The 16,692-nt window shown below is 33.1% G+C and carries 18 protein-coding genes; 17 read left to right on the plus strand and 1 reads right to left on the minus strand.

Annotated elements, in window-relative coordinates; all coding sequences use genetic code 11:
- The first annotated feature begins 74 nt into the window (after positions 1-74).
- The 12 genes from gcvH (at position 75) to ASD98_RS11280 (ending at position 9,190) form a co-directional block, all read left to right on the plus strand.
- The gene (gene gcvH, locus ASD98_RS11225; protein ID WP_056204435.1) at positions 75-455 is read left to right on the plus strand and encodes a glycine cleavage system protein GcvH; all 381 of its coding nucleotides are present in this window, start codon (positions 75-77) and stop codon (positions 453-455) included.
- The gene (locus ASD98_RS11230; RefSeq protein WP_056204439.1) at positions 448-831 is read left to right on the plus strand and encodes a VanZ family protein; all 384 of its coding nucleotides are present in this window, start codon (positions 448-450) and stop codon (positions 829-831) included. The genes gcvH and ASD98_RS11230 overlap by 8 nt, the downstream gene beginning before the upstream one ends.
- Positions 832-945: 114 nt before the next feature.
- Positions 946-1,689, plus strand: coding sequence for a deoxyribose-phosphate aldolase (gene deoC, locus ASD98_RS11235; protein WP_056204443.1), 744 nt, complete (start codon positions 946-948; stop codon positions 1,687-1,689).
- 19 nt (positions 1,690-1,708) lie between these two features.
- A complete protein-coding gene (locus ASD98_RS11240) occupies positions 1,709-3,823 on the plus strand; it encodes an energy transducer TonB (RefSeq protein ID WP_056204447.1) in 2,115 nt (704 codons plus the stop codon).
- Between the two features lie 158 nt (positions 3,824-3,981).
- On the plus strand, positions 3,982-4,884 hold the full coding sequence (gene cyoE / locus ASD98_RS11245) for a heme o synthase (RefSeq protein WP_056204449.1): 903 nt from the start codon (positions 3,982-3,984) through the stop codon (positions 4,882-4,884).
- 7 nt (positions 4,885-4,891) lie between these two features.
- Positions 4,892-5,479 (plus strand): cytochrome c oxidase subunit 3, encoded by a 588-nt coding sequence (locus tag ASD98_RS11250; RefSeq protein WP_056204451.1) that lies wholly within the window; start codon positions 4,892-4,894, stop codon positions 5,477-5,479.
- Between the two features lie 42 nt (positions 5,480-5,521).
- A complete protein-coding gene (locus tag ASD98_RS11255; RefSeq protein WP_056204454.1) occupies positions 5,522-6,508 on the plus strand; it encodes a cytochrome c oxidase subunit 3 in 987 nt (328 codons plus the stop codon).
- 18 nt (positions 6,509-6,526) lie between these two features.
- On the plus strand, positions 6,527-6,877 hold the full coding sequence (locus ASD98_RS11260; protein WP_056204456.1) for a cytochrome C oxidase subunit IV family protein: 351 nt from the start codon (positions 6,527-6,529) through the stop codon (positions 6,875-6,877).
- 78 nt (positions 6,878-6,955) lie between these two features.
- Complete coding sequence (locus ASD98_RS11265; RefSeq protein ID WP_056204459.1) at positions 6,956-7,612, plus strand: hypothetical protein; 657 nt, start codon at positions 6,956-6,958, stop codon at positions 7,610-7,612.
- A 12-nt stretch (positions 7,613-7,624) separates the two neighbouring features.
- A complete protein-coding gene (locus ASD98_RS11270) occupies positions 7,625-8,311 on the plus strand; it encodes an SCO family protein (protein WP_056204462.1) in 687 nt (228 codons plus the stop codon).
- Positions 8,312-8,313: 2 nt separating this feature from the next.
- The gene (locus ASD98_RS11275; RefSeq protein WP_056204465.1) at positions 8,314-8,895 is read left to right on the plus strand and encodes a DUF420 domain-containing protein; all 582 of its coding nucleotides are present in this window, start codon (positions 8,314-8,316) and stop codon (positions 8,893-8,895) included.
- 55 nt (positions 8,896-8,950) lie between these two features.
- Positions 8,951-9,190, plus strand: coding sequence for a hypothetical protein (locus tag ASD98_RS11280; RefSeq protein WP_369814766.1), 240 nt, complete (start codon positions 8,951-8,953; stop codon positions 9,188-9,190).
- Between the two features lie 15 nt (positions 9,191-9,205).
- Here ASD98_RS11280 and ASD98_RS11285 read toward each other — a convergent pair whose 3' ends face one another.
- On the minus strand, positions 9,206-10,612 hold the full coding sequence (locus tag ASD98_RS11285) for a DUF4403 family protein (protein ID WP_056204473.1): 1,407 nt from the start codon (positions 10,610-10,612) through the stop codon (positions 9,206-9,208).
- Positions 10,613-10,790: 178 nt separating this feature from the next.
- Here ASD98_RS11285 and ASD98_RS11290 point away from each other — a divergent pair, with 178 nt between their 5' ends.
- The 5 genes from ASD98_RS11290 (at position 10,791) to ASD98_RS11310 (ending at position 16,690) form a co-directional block, all read left to right on the plus strand.
- On the plus strand, positions 10,791-11,492 hold the full coding sequence (locus tag ASD98_RS11290) for an ABC transporter ATP-binding protein (RefSeq protein WP_056204476.1): 702 nt from the start codon (positions 10,791-10,793) through the stop codon (positions 11,490-11,492).
- Positions 11,485-12,729, plus strand: coding sequence for an ABC transporter permease (locus ASD98_RS11295; RefSeq protein ID WP_056204479.1), 1,245 nt, complete (start codon positions 11,485-11,487; stop codon positions 12,727-12,729). Before ASD98_RS11290 ends, ASD98_RS11295 begins: the two co-directional genes overlap by 8 nt.
- Before the next feature lie 2 nt (positions 12,730-12,731).
- On the plus strand, positions 12,732-13,997 hold the full coding sequence (locus tag ASD98_RS11300; protein WP_056204482.1) for an ABC transporter permease: 1,266 nt from the start codon (positions 12,732-12,734) through the stop codon (positions 13,995-13,997).
- A gap of 42 nt (positions 13,998-14,039) precedes the next feature.
- Positions 14,040-15,158, plus strand: coding sequence for an efflux RND transporter periplasmic adaptor subunit (locus tag ASD98_RS11305; protein WP_056204485.1), 1,119 nt, complete (start codon positions 14,040-14,042; stop codon positions 15,156-15,158).
- A gap of 80 nt (positions 15,159-15,238) precedes the next feature.
- Positions 15,239-16,690 carry a TolC family protein gene (locus tag ASD98_RS11310; RefSeq protein WP_056204488.1) on the plus strand — a complete coding sequence of 484 codons (1,452 nt, stop codon included), beginning with the start codon at positions 15,239-15,241 and terminating at the stop codon, positions 16,688-16,690.
- The last annotated feature ends 2 nt before the right edge of the window (positions 16,691-16,692 follow it).

The following is a 16,692-nucleotide window of genomic DNA, read 5'->3' on the forward strand; positions in this document are numbered from 1 at the left end:
TAATCGAGATTTTATTAGAAGATTATTACATTTGTTGCTGAATTATTAAAATATCAATTTTCAAACATACTATTATGAGCATACCAGCAAATTTAAAGTACACAAAAGATCACGAATGGGTTAGCATCGAAGGCGATGTTGCGACTGTAGGAATTACTCATTTTGCACAAAAAGAGTTAGGGGATATCGTGTATGTTGAAGTAGAAACTTTAGATCAGACACTTGATAAAGATGAGGTTTTTGGAACAGTTGAAGCTGTAAAAACAGTTTCTGATTTGTTTTTACCTTTAACTGGAGAAATTATTGCTTTTAATGAAGATTTAGAAAGCGCTCCTGAAACTGTAAATTCTGATCCTTACGGAGCTGGATGGATGATTAAAATTAAAATTGCTGATGCATCAGAAATAGATAGTTTATTATCTGACGAAGCTTATAAAGAACTTATCGGTGCCTAAACAATTATTGTTAATCTGGGCAATTATCTGCTCTGGAATCATTGCGTATTTTTGTTTAATAGATTCAAGCAATATTCCGGCAGTAAATTTTCCGAGTATTGACAAGATCGTGCATTTTTGTTTTCACTTTGGATTTACGATTTCCTGGATCTTATTCTTTAAGAAAGAGCTTAAAGGAAAGGATGCTAATGATTACAAAGCTTATTTGATTTCGTTTATCTTTTCTGTTTTTTTCGGAATAACAATCGAAATTCTACAAGGTGTAATGACAATAACTAGAGCATCAGATGTAACGGATGTTTTAGCAAATGCATTAGGTGCATTCGTAGGCGTTTTTTCGGCGATAGCTTTTAAAAAACAAATCGATAAAATATAAGAATATAATTACCCACTTCGGTGGGTTTTTTATTGGGATAAAATCAAGCTTTTAAAACAGTATTTTTTCTGAATTTAAATGTATTTTTGCCCCATTCGATGTAACTTCAATATTATGAATGTTAAGCAATACTTAGATTCTACTTATTTAAAAACTGCTTCTCAGGCCGGAATTTCGGAAGAGGATAATAGTATTGTAGTTAAAAACGCAATTGCTGAAGCAATTAAGGAAAAGTTTAAACTCATAATGATTCGGCCTGAATATGTGAGTCTGGCTAAAGAAATGATCTTAAACGAAAAATCGAATTTACTTGTTGGGACTGTAATAGATTTTCCAAAGGGGAATTCAAGTTTAGAATCTAAGATCAAAGAAGCAAATGAAGCAATTGAAAATGGTGCCGATGATTTAGATTTTGTCTGCAATTATGAAGCTTTTAAAAACGGAGATGTTTCATTAATAAAAGAAGAAATTCTAATAGGAAGCCAAATAGGATTAGCCAGTAATAAAACAGTGAAATGGATTATTGAAGTTGCAGCATTGACGGATAAAGAAATTATTCAGCTTTCGGCTTTAATAAAAAATGTTGTTATATCGAATTTTAAAGAAGAAGATTATGCTTCTGTTTTTGTAAAATCATCAACAGGTTTTTATAAAACCGAAAATAATCTGCCAAACGGAGCTACAGTTCCTACCATTATAATGATGCTCGAAAACGCATCGCCTTTGCCGGTAAAAGCTGCCGGCGGTGTTCGCTCTTATGAAGACGCCGTAGAAATGATTCGTTTAGGAGTTAAACGCATAGGGACTTCGGCAGCAAAAGCGATCGCAGACGGAAAAAATACCACAAATCAATATTAAATCATAAGCCCCAATCTACGTGAATAAGTTTTTTTTATCTTTTGTTATCACCCTTTTTACTTTACTTGGTTTTGCACAGCAGACTAATGTAAAGCCTGATTTTACTTCAGAGCAGTTTCCTGTTTTTCCTCATTGTGAAAATCTTCGGGGTAAAAATTTAGAAAACTGTTTTTACAGAGAAGTGCAGAATTTTGTATATGATAATTTTCAAATTCCGGAAAACTTAAAACAAAATAATTACAAAGGAGAAGTAAAAGTGCTTTTTGAAGTTGATGCAAACGGTGAGTTTAAAGTAATTTATGTAAATGCAGCAGATGATTTACTAGTTGAAGAAGCAAAACGTGTTTTTGGAAAATTCCCGAAAATAAAACCTTCAACTTATAACGGAAAACCGACTTATTCAAAATATACGATTTCAATTGATATTCCTTTAAAAAGTGCAGATCAGATTGCGGCAGAAGCTTTGGCAGCATCCGAAATTGAAAAGCCAATTGAAAAGCCAATGACAGAATTAGATAGTATTGTATACAAAAAATACAATATGCCTGAATTTGAAAGTCATTTAAATATACCATTTTCTCATAGTTATTATGCGCAGTTTGACGGTGCAATGAATCAGGTGGGGACTAATAATCATACTGCTTCAAAACCTTATACGTATACTGAGGTTTCAAAATATTACAATTTAAAGGCAGTAAACGAATCGCTTCAGAAAAAAGTTTCGGGCTGGTGGGGAAGAAAACTTTGGAATGAAAACCTTGTTCAGATTCAGGGTGAAGATTATTGGCTGGCACTAAACCCAATTCTTGATTTACAAATGGGAAAAGCGTCGGATCTTGATGCATCTTATTCGTATGTAAATACGCGTGCGCTTAATTTTAGAGGAGGTTTAGGAAAACAGATTAATTTTACCACAACCATTTTTGAAAGTCAGGGAAGATTTGCAGGTTATTACAATGACTATGCAGAAACATTAAAACCTTCAGGAGGGAATCCGGCGATCATTCCGGGAATGGGAATTGCAAAACAATTTAAAACTGATGCTTACGATTTTCCTTTGGCGGAAGCCAATATTACTTTTGCGCCAAGTAAAATATTTGATTTGCAGTTAGGTTACGGTAGAAATTTTATTGGAGACGGATATCGTTCATTACTTGAAACTGACGGAGCAAGTCCTTATCCATACTTTAAAATCAATACTACTTTCTGGAAAATTAAATATACCAATACTTATATGTGGCTTAAAGATGTTCGCCCAGATGTAACAGTTGACAGAACGTATGCAAGCAAATATATGGCAAACCATTATTTGAGTTGGAATGTTTCGAATAAACTGAATTTAGGTTTCTTTGAGTCAGTAGTTTGGACAGATACCAACAACAGAGGATTTGATGTTAACTTTGTAAATCCTATTATTTTTTACCGTTCTGTTGAATTTGCCTCATCATCACGAAGTGGAAATGCGCTTTTAGGAATGACGTCTAAATACAAATGGAATAACAATGTCAATTTGTACGCTCAGTTTTTATTAGATGAATTCTCGATTGGCGATATGAAGTCTGGAGACCAAAGCTGGAAAAATAAATTTGGTTACCAGTTAGGCGCTAAATATTATAATGCTTTTCATGTAAAAGATTTGCTTTTACAATTAGAATACAATCACGTTCGCCCTTATGTGTATTCTCATAGTGATCCAATTACGAATTACGGTCATAACAATCAAAGCATTGGACATCAATGGGGAGGGAACTTTGAAGAATTTATCGCAATTGGCCGTTACCATAAAGGACGTCTTTTTGCCGATGCTAAATTTACAGTTGGAAAAAGAGGTTTAGATTTTGATACCGCAGAAAACAGCTTTAATTATGGAGGAAATATCTATAAAGATTATGACGAAAATCGCCCATATGATACAGGTGTAAAAGTTGGTCAGGGAAATAAAACGAGTATTTTTATTGCTGATATTCAAGGTGGATATTTAATAAATCCGATCACAAATTTAAAATTTTTTGGAAGTTTTATTTACAGAAATTTTGATCCAACACAGGAAACGGCGACAACATTTAAGCAAAGTACGACCTGGTTTACTATTGGTTTACGCTCTGATATCTTTAACTGGTATTTTGATTACTAGAATTTTTAATAAGATTTTTCGAAATAATAGTGTTAAAGATTGGGAAGTTCTTATTTTGTAGAGGTTTTATTGGAAAAAATCTAATTTTAAAGTTCCAAATTCTATAATCTAATTTGTACATTTGCAGCACTCAAAAAAAATATACAAAGACTACGGTATTGAACGCTGCTAAAAATACAATTTCAATCAAATCAATATTTCTGGATTTCAAAGAGATAACTAAGGCCGGCTTGGCTATTAGTGTTTTGTTTTCTTCAATTGCCGGATATTTATTAGGAGTTAATGACGAACATCCTTTTAAATGGAGTGTTTTGATTATTTTGTCAATTGGCGGCTATTGCATGGTTGGAGCTTCAAACGCTTTCAATCAGGTAATTGAAAAAGATATCGATTCTTTGATGGATCGAACAAAAAATCGTCCGGTTCCTTCCGGAAGAATGTCTCCCGTAACAGCATTAATTGTTGCAAGTCTGCTTACTATAATAGGTATTGCATTGTTGTACACGATCAATGCAAAGTCGGCAATGTTTGCCGCAGTATCAATATTTTTATATACAAGCATATATACACCATTAAAAACCGTAACTTCATTGTCAGTTTTTGTTGGTGCTTTTCCCGGAGCAATTCCATTTATGTTAGGCTGGGTTGCGGCAACCGGAGAATTTGGTATCGAAGCCGGAACATTATTTTTAATTCAGTTTTTCTGGCAGTTTCCTCATTTTTGGGCCATTGGATGGTTTTTGTATGATGATTATGCAAAAGCAGGCATTTACATGCTTCCAACCGGAAATAAAGATAGAAAAACAGCTTTGCAGGTTATTTTATATACGATTTGGTTAATTATAGCTTCTCTATTACCGGTTTTAGGATATACAGGGCAGTTATTTATTTCGCCAGTTGCAGCAGTTTTAGTGTTTTTACTAGGTTTATGGATGTTGTTTTATGCGGTGCGTTTGTACCAATTAAGAACACCAAAAGCTGCAAGAACATTAATGCTGGTAAGCGTATCGTATATTTCGTTACTGCAGATTGTATTTATAGTAGATAAATTTTTAAGATAGTTATGTTATGGAAATGACAATTAAAGTAAGTGAAGAGCAGGTGCAGAAATCAAAATCAGCTAAACTGATTTTGTTATTCGCAATGGTAAGTATGACCATGATGTTTGCTGGTCTGGCCAGTGCATTTGTAGTAAGTAAATCAAGAGCAGACTGGTTGACGAATTTTCAAATACCAACTGCGTTTTATTTTAGTACAGCAGTTATTATTGCCTGTAGTGTTACTTTTTATTTAGCAAAAAAAGCAATTGAAAAAGGAAACAGAAGTGCAACTTCTGCGTTTCTTTTAGGAACATTTGCTTTAGGAGTTCTATTTGTAATTTTGCAATTTAGAGGTTTCGGGCAAATTATCGAAAGCGGTTATTATATGACAGGACAAGGTAGTTCAATTACTACAACTTTCCTTTATGTAATAGCGCTTATGCACTTATTGCACTTGGCAGGCGGATTAATTTCGCTTTTAATTATAATTTATAATCATTTTAAACAAAAATACAATCCGACTCAAACTCTTGGTATAGAACTAGGTGCGATGTATTGGCACTTTTTGGATTTATTATGGGTATTATTATTTTTATTTTTATATTTCTTTAAATAAGAAAAAAACGTAAATTTGGGAACTTTTTAACGAATATCTTTTATGGAAGCGACAGTTACTACTGCAAATAACGACGAAAAAACTTGGGGAGGCGGTGAGCATAGCCAGCCACTAGGAGCAAGTTATGGTAAAATGATGATGTGGTTTTTTATCGTATCAGATGCCTTGACATTCTCTGGATTTTTAGGTGCTTACGGTTTTTCTAGATTTAAATTTATTGAAACATGGCCATTGGCTGACGAAGTGTTTACTCACTTTCCTTTTATGCATGGTGTTTCGGCTCCTATGTATTATGTAGCCTTAATGACTTTTATCTTGATTTTCTCATCTGTAACAATGGTTTTGGCTGTTGATGCAGGTCACCAATTAAAGAAATCAAAAGTTGCTGTGTACATGTTCTTAACTATTATTGGAGGTTTAATTTTCGTTGGTTCTCAAGCTTGGGAGTGGAAAAACTTCATTAAAGGAGAATACGGTGCAGTTGAAACTAAAGGTGGAAGTTTATTGCAGTTTGTTAAAGCAGATGGAACAAGAGTTGCTCTTGCAGATTTTGCAGTAAAATTGCCAGAACAAAGAGAAGAATTAACAAGAAGCCATGCAACTTGGTTTGTTCAGGATGCAGAGACACAGCCAACGTATACTGTTGCTGAAATTCAGGCAGGTTTTAAAGCACACCCTGATGTATTAATCAGAACTGAAAAACTTGATGCGCATAAGAAAAAAACTGTTTTAAGTAGAGCAGAATCTGAAGCTCGTTTAGTTGACGCAAAATATGTAGTAGAAGGAGCAAACTTAACTAGAAATGAATACGGAAGTAAACTATTCGCTGATTTCTTCTTCTTCATCACAGGATTCCACGGATTCCACGTATTTTCTGGAGTTATCATTAATATCATTATTTTCTTTAATGTATTATTAGGAACTTACGAGAAAAGAAGAAGCTACGAAATGGTAGAGAAAGTTGGTTTATACTGGCACTTTGTAGATTTAGTTTGGGTATTTGTATTTACAGTTTTCTACTTAGTTTAATTTAAGATTTTAATTATTATGTCACACGAGCACGTATCAAATACAAAAAGAATCTGGTTTGTTTTTGCATTACTATCAGTAGTAACTACAGTAGAAGTTATCCTTGGTATTTTAAAACCAGAATCATTAGAGTTTACACATTTTGTTGGTTTGAATTTGTTAAACTGGATATTTTATATCTTAACAATATTCAAAGCTTATTATATTGTATGGGCATTCATGCACATGGAAGGTGAAAAAAGCAGCCTTAGATGGTCTGTTGTATCACCAGTTATTTTCCTAGTATTATATTTATTGTTCATCTTGTTGACAGAAGGACACTATATTTATGGGGTTTTTAAAGATTCTACTATTAAATGGAATTTTTAACATGATATTAATTCGAAAAGAAGCTCCGTTTAACGGAGCTTTTTTTATTTTTGTACCTCAATAACTTCCGTTAAAACAATGAAAAAAAATATAGTTCTTTTTGTGCTTTTTGTTTTACCCATTGTAGCCTATTTGTTTTTTGCTTCAGGTGTAAATAGTTTTACAAAACTTCCCATTATTACCCCCAAAATTGCTGACTTTGGAAACTGGAAATCTCTCGACGGCAAAAAAGTTTCTTTAGATAAAAAAATTACTGTTTTAGGTTTTTCCGGTTCTGATATTTTAGAGAATAGAGGAAACTACTTTAATCTTAATGAAAAAATCTACAAACGCTACCACGGTTTCGAAGATCTTCAGTTTGTAGTAATCTGCCCTCTAGGAACAGAAAATGAAGCTCAAAAGCTTGTTGATGCCCTTAAACCTTTTACAGATGTTTCTGGGTGGGATTTTGTTTTTGCTTCACCAGATGATATTCAGGCATTTTATAACCAATTACATTTAAAAGGAAAACTGGATGATAAACTAGGTACATCAAATGTTTTCATTGTAGATAAAGAACGAAACTTAAGAGGCCGTAAAGGCGGAAATATAGATAAAAAAGACGAATACAAAGAAGGATACGATACTTTTCATCCATCTGAATTGAGTAATGAAATGCTGGATGATTTTAAAATCATTTTGTATGAATATCGTGCCGCTCTTAAAAAGAACCATAACGCTACTAAACAACTTTAAAAATTACTTACAATGAAGAATAAATCATACATAGGAATATCATTTGTTATCTTGATTTTTGGGATTATTTTTGTGCCTCAGATCGTGGATAGAATTAAAAATGGTGAAGTTGTTAAGGGAAAAGGCTTGGATAATGTAAGTTCTAAAAATGCTAAAGGCGATTCAAAATTAGTAACGATTGGAGCAGCTCCAAAATTTGAATTGACAAATCAGGATAATGTTAAAATATCCAATGCAACCTATAAAGGAAAAGTGTATGTTTTAGAATTCTTCTTTACAACTTGTCCGTCAATCTGCCCGAAGATGAATATGAGCATGCTGGAAATTGAAAAAACATTTTTTGGCAATCCTAATTTCGGAATTGTTTCTATTACCATTGATCCTACTCATGATACGCCAGCGGTTTTAAAAGATCATGCAAAATTATTAGGAGTAAAATCTTCTACCTGGAATTTTTTAACCGGAGACAGAGCTACAATTATGGATTTGTCGAACAAAGGTTTTAATCTTTATGCAGGAGAAAATTCAAAAGTAAGCGGTGGATTTGAACATTCTGGATTATTTGCTTTGATTGACAAAGATGGAAACATCCGATGCCGAAAAGATGAATTTGGAAACCCAAATATTTACTATGATGGGTTAGATAAAAAAGGCGTTAGAGAGATTCAAGAAGATATTAAAATACTATTAGAAGAATAAAAATGGAAGATCATTCATTAGAAAAAAAATACAATAAATACATAATTGCTGTTTCGATTGTTATACCGGTACTCGTAGGGATTCTTTTTGCAATCAAATTAAAAGATTTTGGAATCAATGTAGAACCGCTTTCATTTTTACCTCCAATTTATGCTTCTACAAATGGTCTTACAGCGATTGTTTTAGTTGCAGCGGTAATTGCCGTTAAAAACGGAAAACTTAAACTGCACGAACGTTTAATGACTTTTGCAATTGCTTTGTCTTTGGCTTTTTTGGCCATGTATGTTGCGTACCATATGACTGCTGACTCTACTAAATTTGGTGATGTAAATCATGACGGAATTTTAGATGCAGTTGAAAAAGCTAAAATTGGTGCTGTTAGATATTTATATGCTTTTATTTTAATCACACATATTCTTTTATCAATTATAATTATCCCGTTTGTATTGGTAACATATGTAAGAGCACTTGCAAAGCGTTTTGATAAACACAAAAAAATAGCTAAAATAACATTCCCGCTTTGGTTATATGTTGCGGTAACAGGTGTTGTAGTTTATTTAATGATTTCTCCTTATTATGCATAAATTAGAAAATAGAACAAAGAATAAAGAACAAAGAATTCAAGAAAATAGCAATAATATGAAAAACTTTTTTTCGTCAAAGTATATCTATATTCTATTCTCTATATTCTATTCTCTGAGTACAAACGCCCAATGTGCTATGTGCCGCGCCGCACTTGCAGGAGATTCTAACATAAAAAAAGCAGAAGCTGTAAATGACGGAATCGTTTTTTTAATGATAATTCCGTATTTACTTGTAGCCATAATTGGTTTTCTTATTTATAAGATGTACCGATCTAAAAAGAAAAATGCAGTATAATATACTGCATTTTTTTTATTTCAACCCATTAACGGAGACATTCACAGTTCCGTTTATTTTGATAAAAGCGATAATCGCCTGATTTGTTAATTGGATTTTGTCAAACTGAATATCGTCCATTTTTCCGTTTACAAAAACGCCCGGCATTGGAGAATAATTTTTAAGATAAGCGGCCATACTTTTTTTACCTTCTTCTAAATTGGGCTGTATCGAATATCTACAGCTTTCTTCCATTTTTCTTAATACAAAACCTTGCGCAAGCCAGTTTGCAGTTCGCATTAATTTGCTTTTGGTATCTAAAACATAATCTAGTTTGTCGAAATAAATTTCTTTAGTCTGCGCATTATATTGTGGAATTCCGTTTAAATAAAGTGTTCCGTCTATAGAACCCAGAACATCAAGCGCAATAATCATTTTTCCGTTTTTGTGCCAGATTGAAACATTTTTAACCGTTACTTTTTTGCTTCCGGAACCAAATTCCTGTCCGGCAAAATTCTTCGTCATAATTTTTGAAGCATCTATATAACTTGAAATAGCTGCAATATTTGCCGAAATCTGATTTGGGATTTTGGTAACCGGTTTCAAAACAATTTTACTTGCATTAAACTTAGATTCCGGCTGTTTGCCTACAATAGTTTCCATATTGCATTTCATTCCCATTTCGAGTAAAAAAGAATCATTTTTCAGTTTTGCGTTTGTAGAATAAACTTCAACAGGAACAATTCTTAACCAGCTTTCATAAGTATCGCTCATTTGAAAAGGCGTACAGATTTTTTCTAAAGCCGATAAAACATTCGGTTTAAAATCCATAGATTTTTCGATTGCCTCATCAATTTTATGCTCCAGTTTAGATTTAAAAATAGAGATTGCCGGATTAATCAAATACGTAATCGGCATATTTTTTCCAAAAACCGTCATTGTTGGACTTTCGTTCCAGTCTAAAGATTTGAATTCGGTTTTAGTATTTAATTTCCAATTCGTTAAAGCAACATCACTGGATAATGTAATAATACCATTTAAATTAAATTCTCTCGTATCGTAAAGTTCAATACCCATTTTTTTTGTTCCAATTCGGTATTTAATATTCGCCTTTAACGGAAGAATCGTTTTAATCTTTTTATCCGGATTAGCAGGATCATTTTGAATTTTTATAGGAGCCTGTTTCCAGATTTTTATTTCAATATCGTCATCTTCAATATCATTGTCTTCATAAATCAATCCGTTTAAGAGAGTATTGGTTTGATTTTCAATATCATTCAGTTTTACCGTAATAGGCAGATTTATAAATGAAGGATTAGCATCATAAATTAACGGACTTGCGTCATCTGGTTCTGGTTTTAAAGTTTCTAATTTTTGAGAAGTTGAACAGCTGAAGAATGTGGCAGTTACCGCAAACACTGAGATTATGGAAAAAAATTTCATAAGTAATGATTTTTTTAAGTGTAGCAAAATTAAGAAAACAATTAAATTATCTTGATAAAGTGTAACATTTGATAATAACTGCCGTCTTATTTAGATAATGAAACACAATTATTAACGTTTTATTATCATAATTTACTTATAAAATATATTATTATTGTTTTAAAAATTTAACAATACCATGATCGAAATTAAAGATTTACATAAATCCTATAAAATGGGGAGTTCGGAGTTGCATGTGTTGAAAGGGATAAATTTTAATATTGCAGAAGGAGAATTAGTAGCGATTATGGGATCATCAGGATCTGGAAAATCGACTCTTCTTAACATTTTAGGAATTCTTGATGAGGCCGATTCGGGTAGTTATACTTTAGACAAAACACCAATTAAAAAATTAAACGAAACCTTAGCTTCAAAATACAGAAACAAGTTTTTAGGTTTTGTTTTTCAATCTTTTAATTTGATAAACTATAAATCAGCATTAGATAACGTAGCTATGCCATTGTATTATCAAGGTGTAAAAAGAAAAGAGCGTTACGATATTGCAATGAAATATCTTGAAAAAGTAGGTCTGGGTTCACATTCACATCACTTACCTAATGAACTTTCAGGAGGGCAGAAACAACGTGTTGCAATTGCAAGAGCGTTGGCTTCGAACCCGAAAGTTTTGCTTGCTGATGAGCCAACAGGAGCATTGGATACTAAAACTTCTTATGAAGTTATGGAACTTATTCAAGGAATTAACGATGAAGGAAAAACAATTTTGATCGTTACACACGAACCTGATATTGCCGCAATGTGCAAAAGAAATGTGGTCCTGAAAGATGGATTAATTATCGATGATAAATTAGTAGAACAAGTTAGAGCTTCATCTTATGTTTAATATTGAGCGTTGGCAGGAAATATTTGATGCAATTTCCAAAAACCGACTCCGAACATTTCTGACAGGAGTTTCGGTAGCGTCGGGAATTTTTATTTTGGTGATTTTGCTTGGAGCCGGGAAAGGGCTTCAAAATGGTATTGAAAAACAATTCGAACGTGATGCCGCCGGAATTATTGAGGTTTGGTCTGGTACGACCACAAAAGAGTATAAAGGATTGAATCCTGGAAGACAGATTCAGTTTAGAAATAGCGATTATAATCAATCCGTTCAAAAATTTGAGGATAAATTAGATTTAAGAGCTTCAACACAAAATTATTGGGGAGCACAATTTGCTTACGGTAAGGAAAATGGAAATTATCAGTATAGAGGTGTTAATCCTGATTATGGCGGAATTGAAAACCTTACGATAGTTCAGGGACGATATGTAAATAGTAAAGACTTAGAAAATAACGAAAAAGTCGCAACGATCGGGATGAAAATAAAAACAGATTTGTTTAAAGACAAGGACGCTCTTGGAAAAGAGATTCTAATCAACAATATCAGTTTTAAAGTGATTGGAATTTTTACAGATCCGGGAGGAGAAAGAGAAGAAGCAAGAGCTTATCTGCCATTGACAACTGTGCAAAGAACTTTTGGTGCCGGCGACAAAATCAGTAACATCTTTTTTACTTTAAAAAAAACTGATAATTATGATGAAGCTTTAGCTCAATCTGAAAAATTTACTAAAGAATTAAAGGAATTATTGAAAAGTAAAAATGTTGTAGCTCCGGATGACGACGGCGGAATAAATGCCTATAACTCGGTTAAAGATGCCAAACAGTTTTACGATTTAAACTTATACATCAGATTATTTTTCTGGTGGGTTGGGATTTGTACTATTATCGCCGGAGTTGTAGGTGTAAGTAATATCATGCTGATTATTGTAAAAGAAAGAACCAAAGAAATTGGAATTAGAAAAGCCTTAGGTGCATCGCCTTTTTCTATTATTTCGATGATACTTCACGAATCCATTTTTATTACAACAATAGCAGGTTTTACTGGACTTTTAGCGAGTTTGTTGTTATTAGAATTAGTTGGGCCGATGGTTCAGAGTGAATATTTTAGAAATCCCGAAGTAGATTTTAGTGTGGCTTTAACGACACTATTTTTACTTGTATTTGCCGGTGCCGTTGCAGGGTTTTTTCCCGCATACAGAGCAGCCAAAATTAGACCTATTGTAGCACTTAGAGACGAATAATCATGTTTAAAAAAGATAATTGGGATGAAATTTTACAGGCCTTAACGGCGAATCCCTTCAGAACTATTCTGACTGCTTTTGGTGTATTTTGGGGAATTTTTATTTTGGTGATTTTGCTTGCGGCCGGTAATGGTTTGGAAAATGGAATCAAAAAAGGTTTTGACGGAATCGCCACAAATACTATGTTTATGTGGAGCCAGACAACCTCTAAAGCCTATAAAGGGCTGCCAAAAACACGTCGTTATGATTTTAGAAATAGTGATGTAGCGGCTTTAAAAGCGGCTTTGCCTGATTTGTTATATGTTTCGCCAAGAAATCAGTTAGGAGATTTTAACGGAACAAATAATGTGGTTCGAGGGACAAAAACTTCTGCTTTTACCATTTATGGAGATTATCCGGAGCTGATTAAACAACAGCCAATGGATATTATAAACGGCAGATTTATAAACCAGCAGGATATTCTGGATAAAAGAAAAGTGGCCATAATTGGTAAAGGAGTTATCAGCGAACTTTACGGAAAAGAAGAAGAAGCTGTTGGAACTTATATCAAAATTAACGGCATCAACTTCATGGTTGTCGGAGTTTATAAGTCTAAACAGCAAGGCGGAAATGCAGAGCAGGAACAAAAAAATATTTTTATCCCGTTTACGACTTTTCAGCAAGCTTTTAATTATGGAGATAAAGTAGGATGGATGGCGCTTACGGCAAAAGATGAAACTTCTATTACCGATTTGAAACCTAAGATTTTAGAAATTATAAAAGGGCTTCATTCCATAAATCCTGCAGATGACAGAGCAGTAGGAAATTTTGATTTGTACGAGCAGTTTAACAAAGTGCAGAGTTTGTTTAATATCTTGAAAATCATTGCCTATTTTGTGGGAACATTAGTTTTGATTTCGGGTGTTATCGGAATTTCAAACATTATGTTGATTGTAGTTAAAGAACGTACAAAAGAAATAGGAATAAGAAGAGCTTTAGGAGCAACTCCGGGAGCAATTCGCAGTCAGATTTTATCTGAATCTATATTTTTAACGATCATTTCAGGAATGTTTGGTATAGCCGTGGCAACGGGAATTATAGCCCTCTTAAATTTGGCGTTAGATTCGATGCCCCCCGGCAATGATACCATGTTTGCCAACCCAAGTGTTGACTTAGGAGTTGTATTTGTTGCCTTAATAATATTAGTAGGATCTGGTTTGCTGGCAGGATTTATTCCGGCGCAGACCGCAATTAATGTAAAGCCTGTAGATGCTTTGCGAACAGAATAAAATTATCAATCAAAAAAATAATCGATTAAACTAAAAAACAAAATGAAAAAAGGAGTAACCGTAACCATTTTAATTTTAATTGCTATAGTCTTTTTTGGCGCGCTTTATTATTTATACGCAAAGAATCAAGAATCGCCAATTGTTTTTAAAACGGAAAAAGCAGAGATTAAAACAATCGTAAAAAATACAATTGCGACTGGTAATATTCAGCCTGATGAAGAGGTATTAATCAAACCAAATATTTCAGGTATTATTGAACAGGTTTATATCAAAGCGGGAGAAAAAATTAAGGCAGGAGATATGATTGCTAAAATTAGAGTTGTGGCTAATGTTTCTAATGTAAGCAGTACTCAAAATCAGGTGCAGACTGCAAAAATTGCATTAGACAATCAGGAGAAAATCTTTCAGAGACAAAAAACGCTTTTTGATAAAGATGTAATTTCTGCCAATGATTTTGATGCAGCACAAGTCGCTTACAAACAAGCAAAACAAACGTATCTGGCTGCAAAACAAAACTTAGATATTGTAAAAACAGGTACAACGACTTCATTAGGAAATTATGCTAATACCTTAATTCGTTCAACAGTAAACGGAATGGTTTTACAGGTTCCTGTAAAAGTGGGTAACCAGGTTATTGAAAGTAATAATTTCAACGAAGGAACAACAATTGCAAGTGTTGCCGATGTTGGAAGAATGATTTTTATTGGAAAAATTGACGAATCTGAGGTTGGAAAAATCAAAGAAAAAATGGCAATTGAAATTACTGTCGGGGCTATTGAAAATAAAAAATTCGAAGCCGTTTTAACGGATATTGCACCAAAAGGAGTTGTAGAAAACGGAGCAATTCAGTTTGAAATAAAAGCAAGATTAGAAAATAGGGATGATACATTTATTAGAGCCGGTTTAAGTGCAAATGCATCTATTATTCTTGAAAAAGCCGATAAAGTTCTGGCTATAAAAGAATCATTAGTTCAATTTGACAAAAAAACTCAAAAACCATACGTTGAAGTTGAAACAGCACCTCAAAAATTTGAAAGAAGAGATCTAGTTTTGGGTGTAAGCGACGGAATTTACGTTCAGGTTAAAAGCGGAATCAAAAATACAGATAAAATTAAAATCTGGAATCAGGGTTTAATTGACGAGAAAGAAGAGAAAAAGTAATTTGAAATTGTAAAGGGTTTTTTGGTTTTAAAAATGTTAAATTTGCGTAGTTTGGTTAACTGCGCTTTCATTCAAAATATATGAAAATAAATAAATATAATAGTCTTGTTTTTGCTATGTTGTTTGGATTTGGATTAGCCGGACACGCGCAATCAAAACAATGGACACTGGAAGAATGTGTGAGATACGCATTAGAGAATAATATTACAATAAAGCTGACAGAGTTAGATTTGAAAACTGCGGCGATTGATAAAAAAAGTGCGATAGGCAATTATCTTCCAGCAGTTAATGCAAATGCTTCACACTCTTGGAATATTGGTTTGAACCAAAATATTACAACAGGTTTGCTTGAAAACCAAACTACACAATATTCATCTATTGGAGCTTCTGTTGGAGTTGATATTTACAAAGGACTTCAAAATCAAAACACATTGCGAAAAGCAAATCTTTCTATTATAGCTTCAAGATATCAATTATTGAAAATGCAGGAAGATATTTCGTTAAATGTTGCCAGCGCTTTTTTACAGATTTTGTCAAATAAAGAGGATTTAAAAGTAAAAAAAGAGCAGTTAGCAATTGATGAAAAACGTTATGCTCGTTCTGAAGAAATGGTAAATGCCGGAACAATTCCGCGTGGTGATTTATTCGATTTAAAAGCGACTGTAGCTACAGATAAACAAAATATTACAGTTTCGGAAAACAATTTATTAATTTCGAAATTAAGTTTAGCTCAGCTTTTACAATTAAAAGAATTTGCAGATTTTGACGTAATTGATAACACCAATTTACAGGATGAAAATAATATCATGGCGCAAAGTCCAATTGATATTTATAATAAAGCTAAAGAAACACGAACAGAGTTAAAACTAGCACAGACGAATCTTGAAATTGCAGAAAAAAATGTTGCAATAGCACGTGGAGCTTACCAGCCTACATTAAGCGCTTTCTATAACTTTAACACAAGAGCAAGTTATTCTGATATTATTACGGGATCGACTTTAAATACAGCAAATCCTACTCAGCAAATTGGATATGTTGAAGGAACAAATCAACCTGTAGTACGTGATAATTATAGCTCTGTTTTAGGAAATGCGGCACCAATTTTAGACCAGTTTGATGATAATAAAGGGCAGTCTTTTGGTTTACAGCTTTCGGTTCCAATATTTAATGGCTTCTCTACGAGAAACAATGTTGAAAGAAACAAAGTAAGTTTAGAGAAATCTAAAATAGATTTAGAACAAAAAAGTTTAGATTTGCAACGTAACGTTTATACGGCATTTACAGATGCAAAAGGAGCTTTAAATACTTATGAATCTTCAACGATTACTTTAGAAGCAAGACAGCAGGCATACAATTATGCCAAAGAAAAGTACGATGTTGGTTTAATGAATTCATTTGATTTTACACAAGCTCAAACTTTGCTGACAAATGCACAATCTGATGTTATCAGAACGAAATATGATTACATGTTTAAAATTAAAATACTTGAATTTTATTTCGGAATTCCAATTGTTCCAATTATTACAAAATAATT

Origin of the sequence: Flavobacterium sp. Root186 (assembly GCF_001428525.1) — a bacterium.
GTDB lineage: Bacteria > Bacteroidota > Bacteroidia > Flavobacteriales > Flavobacteriaceae > Flavobacterium.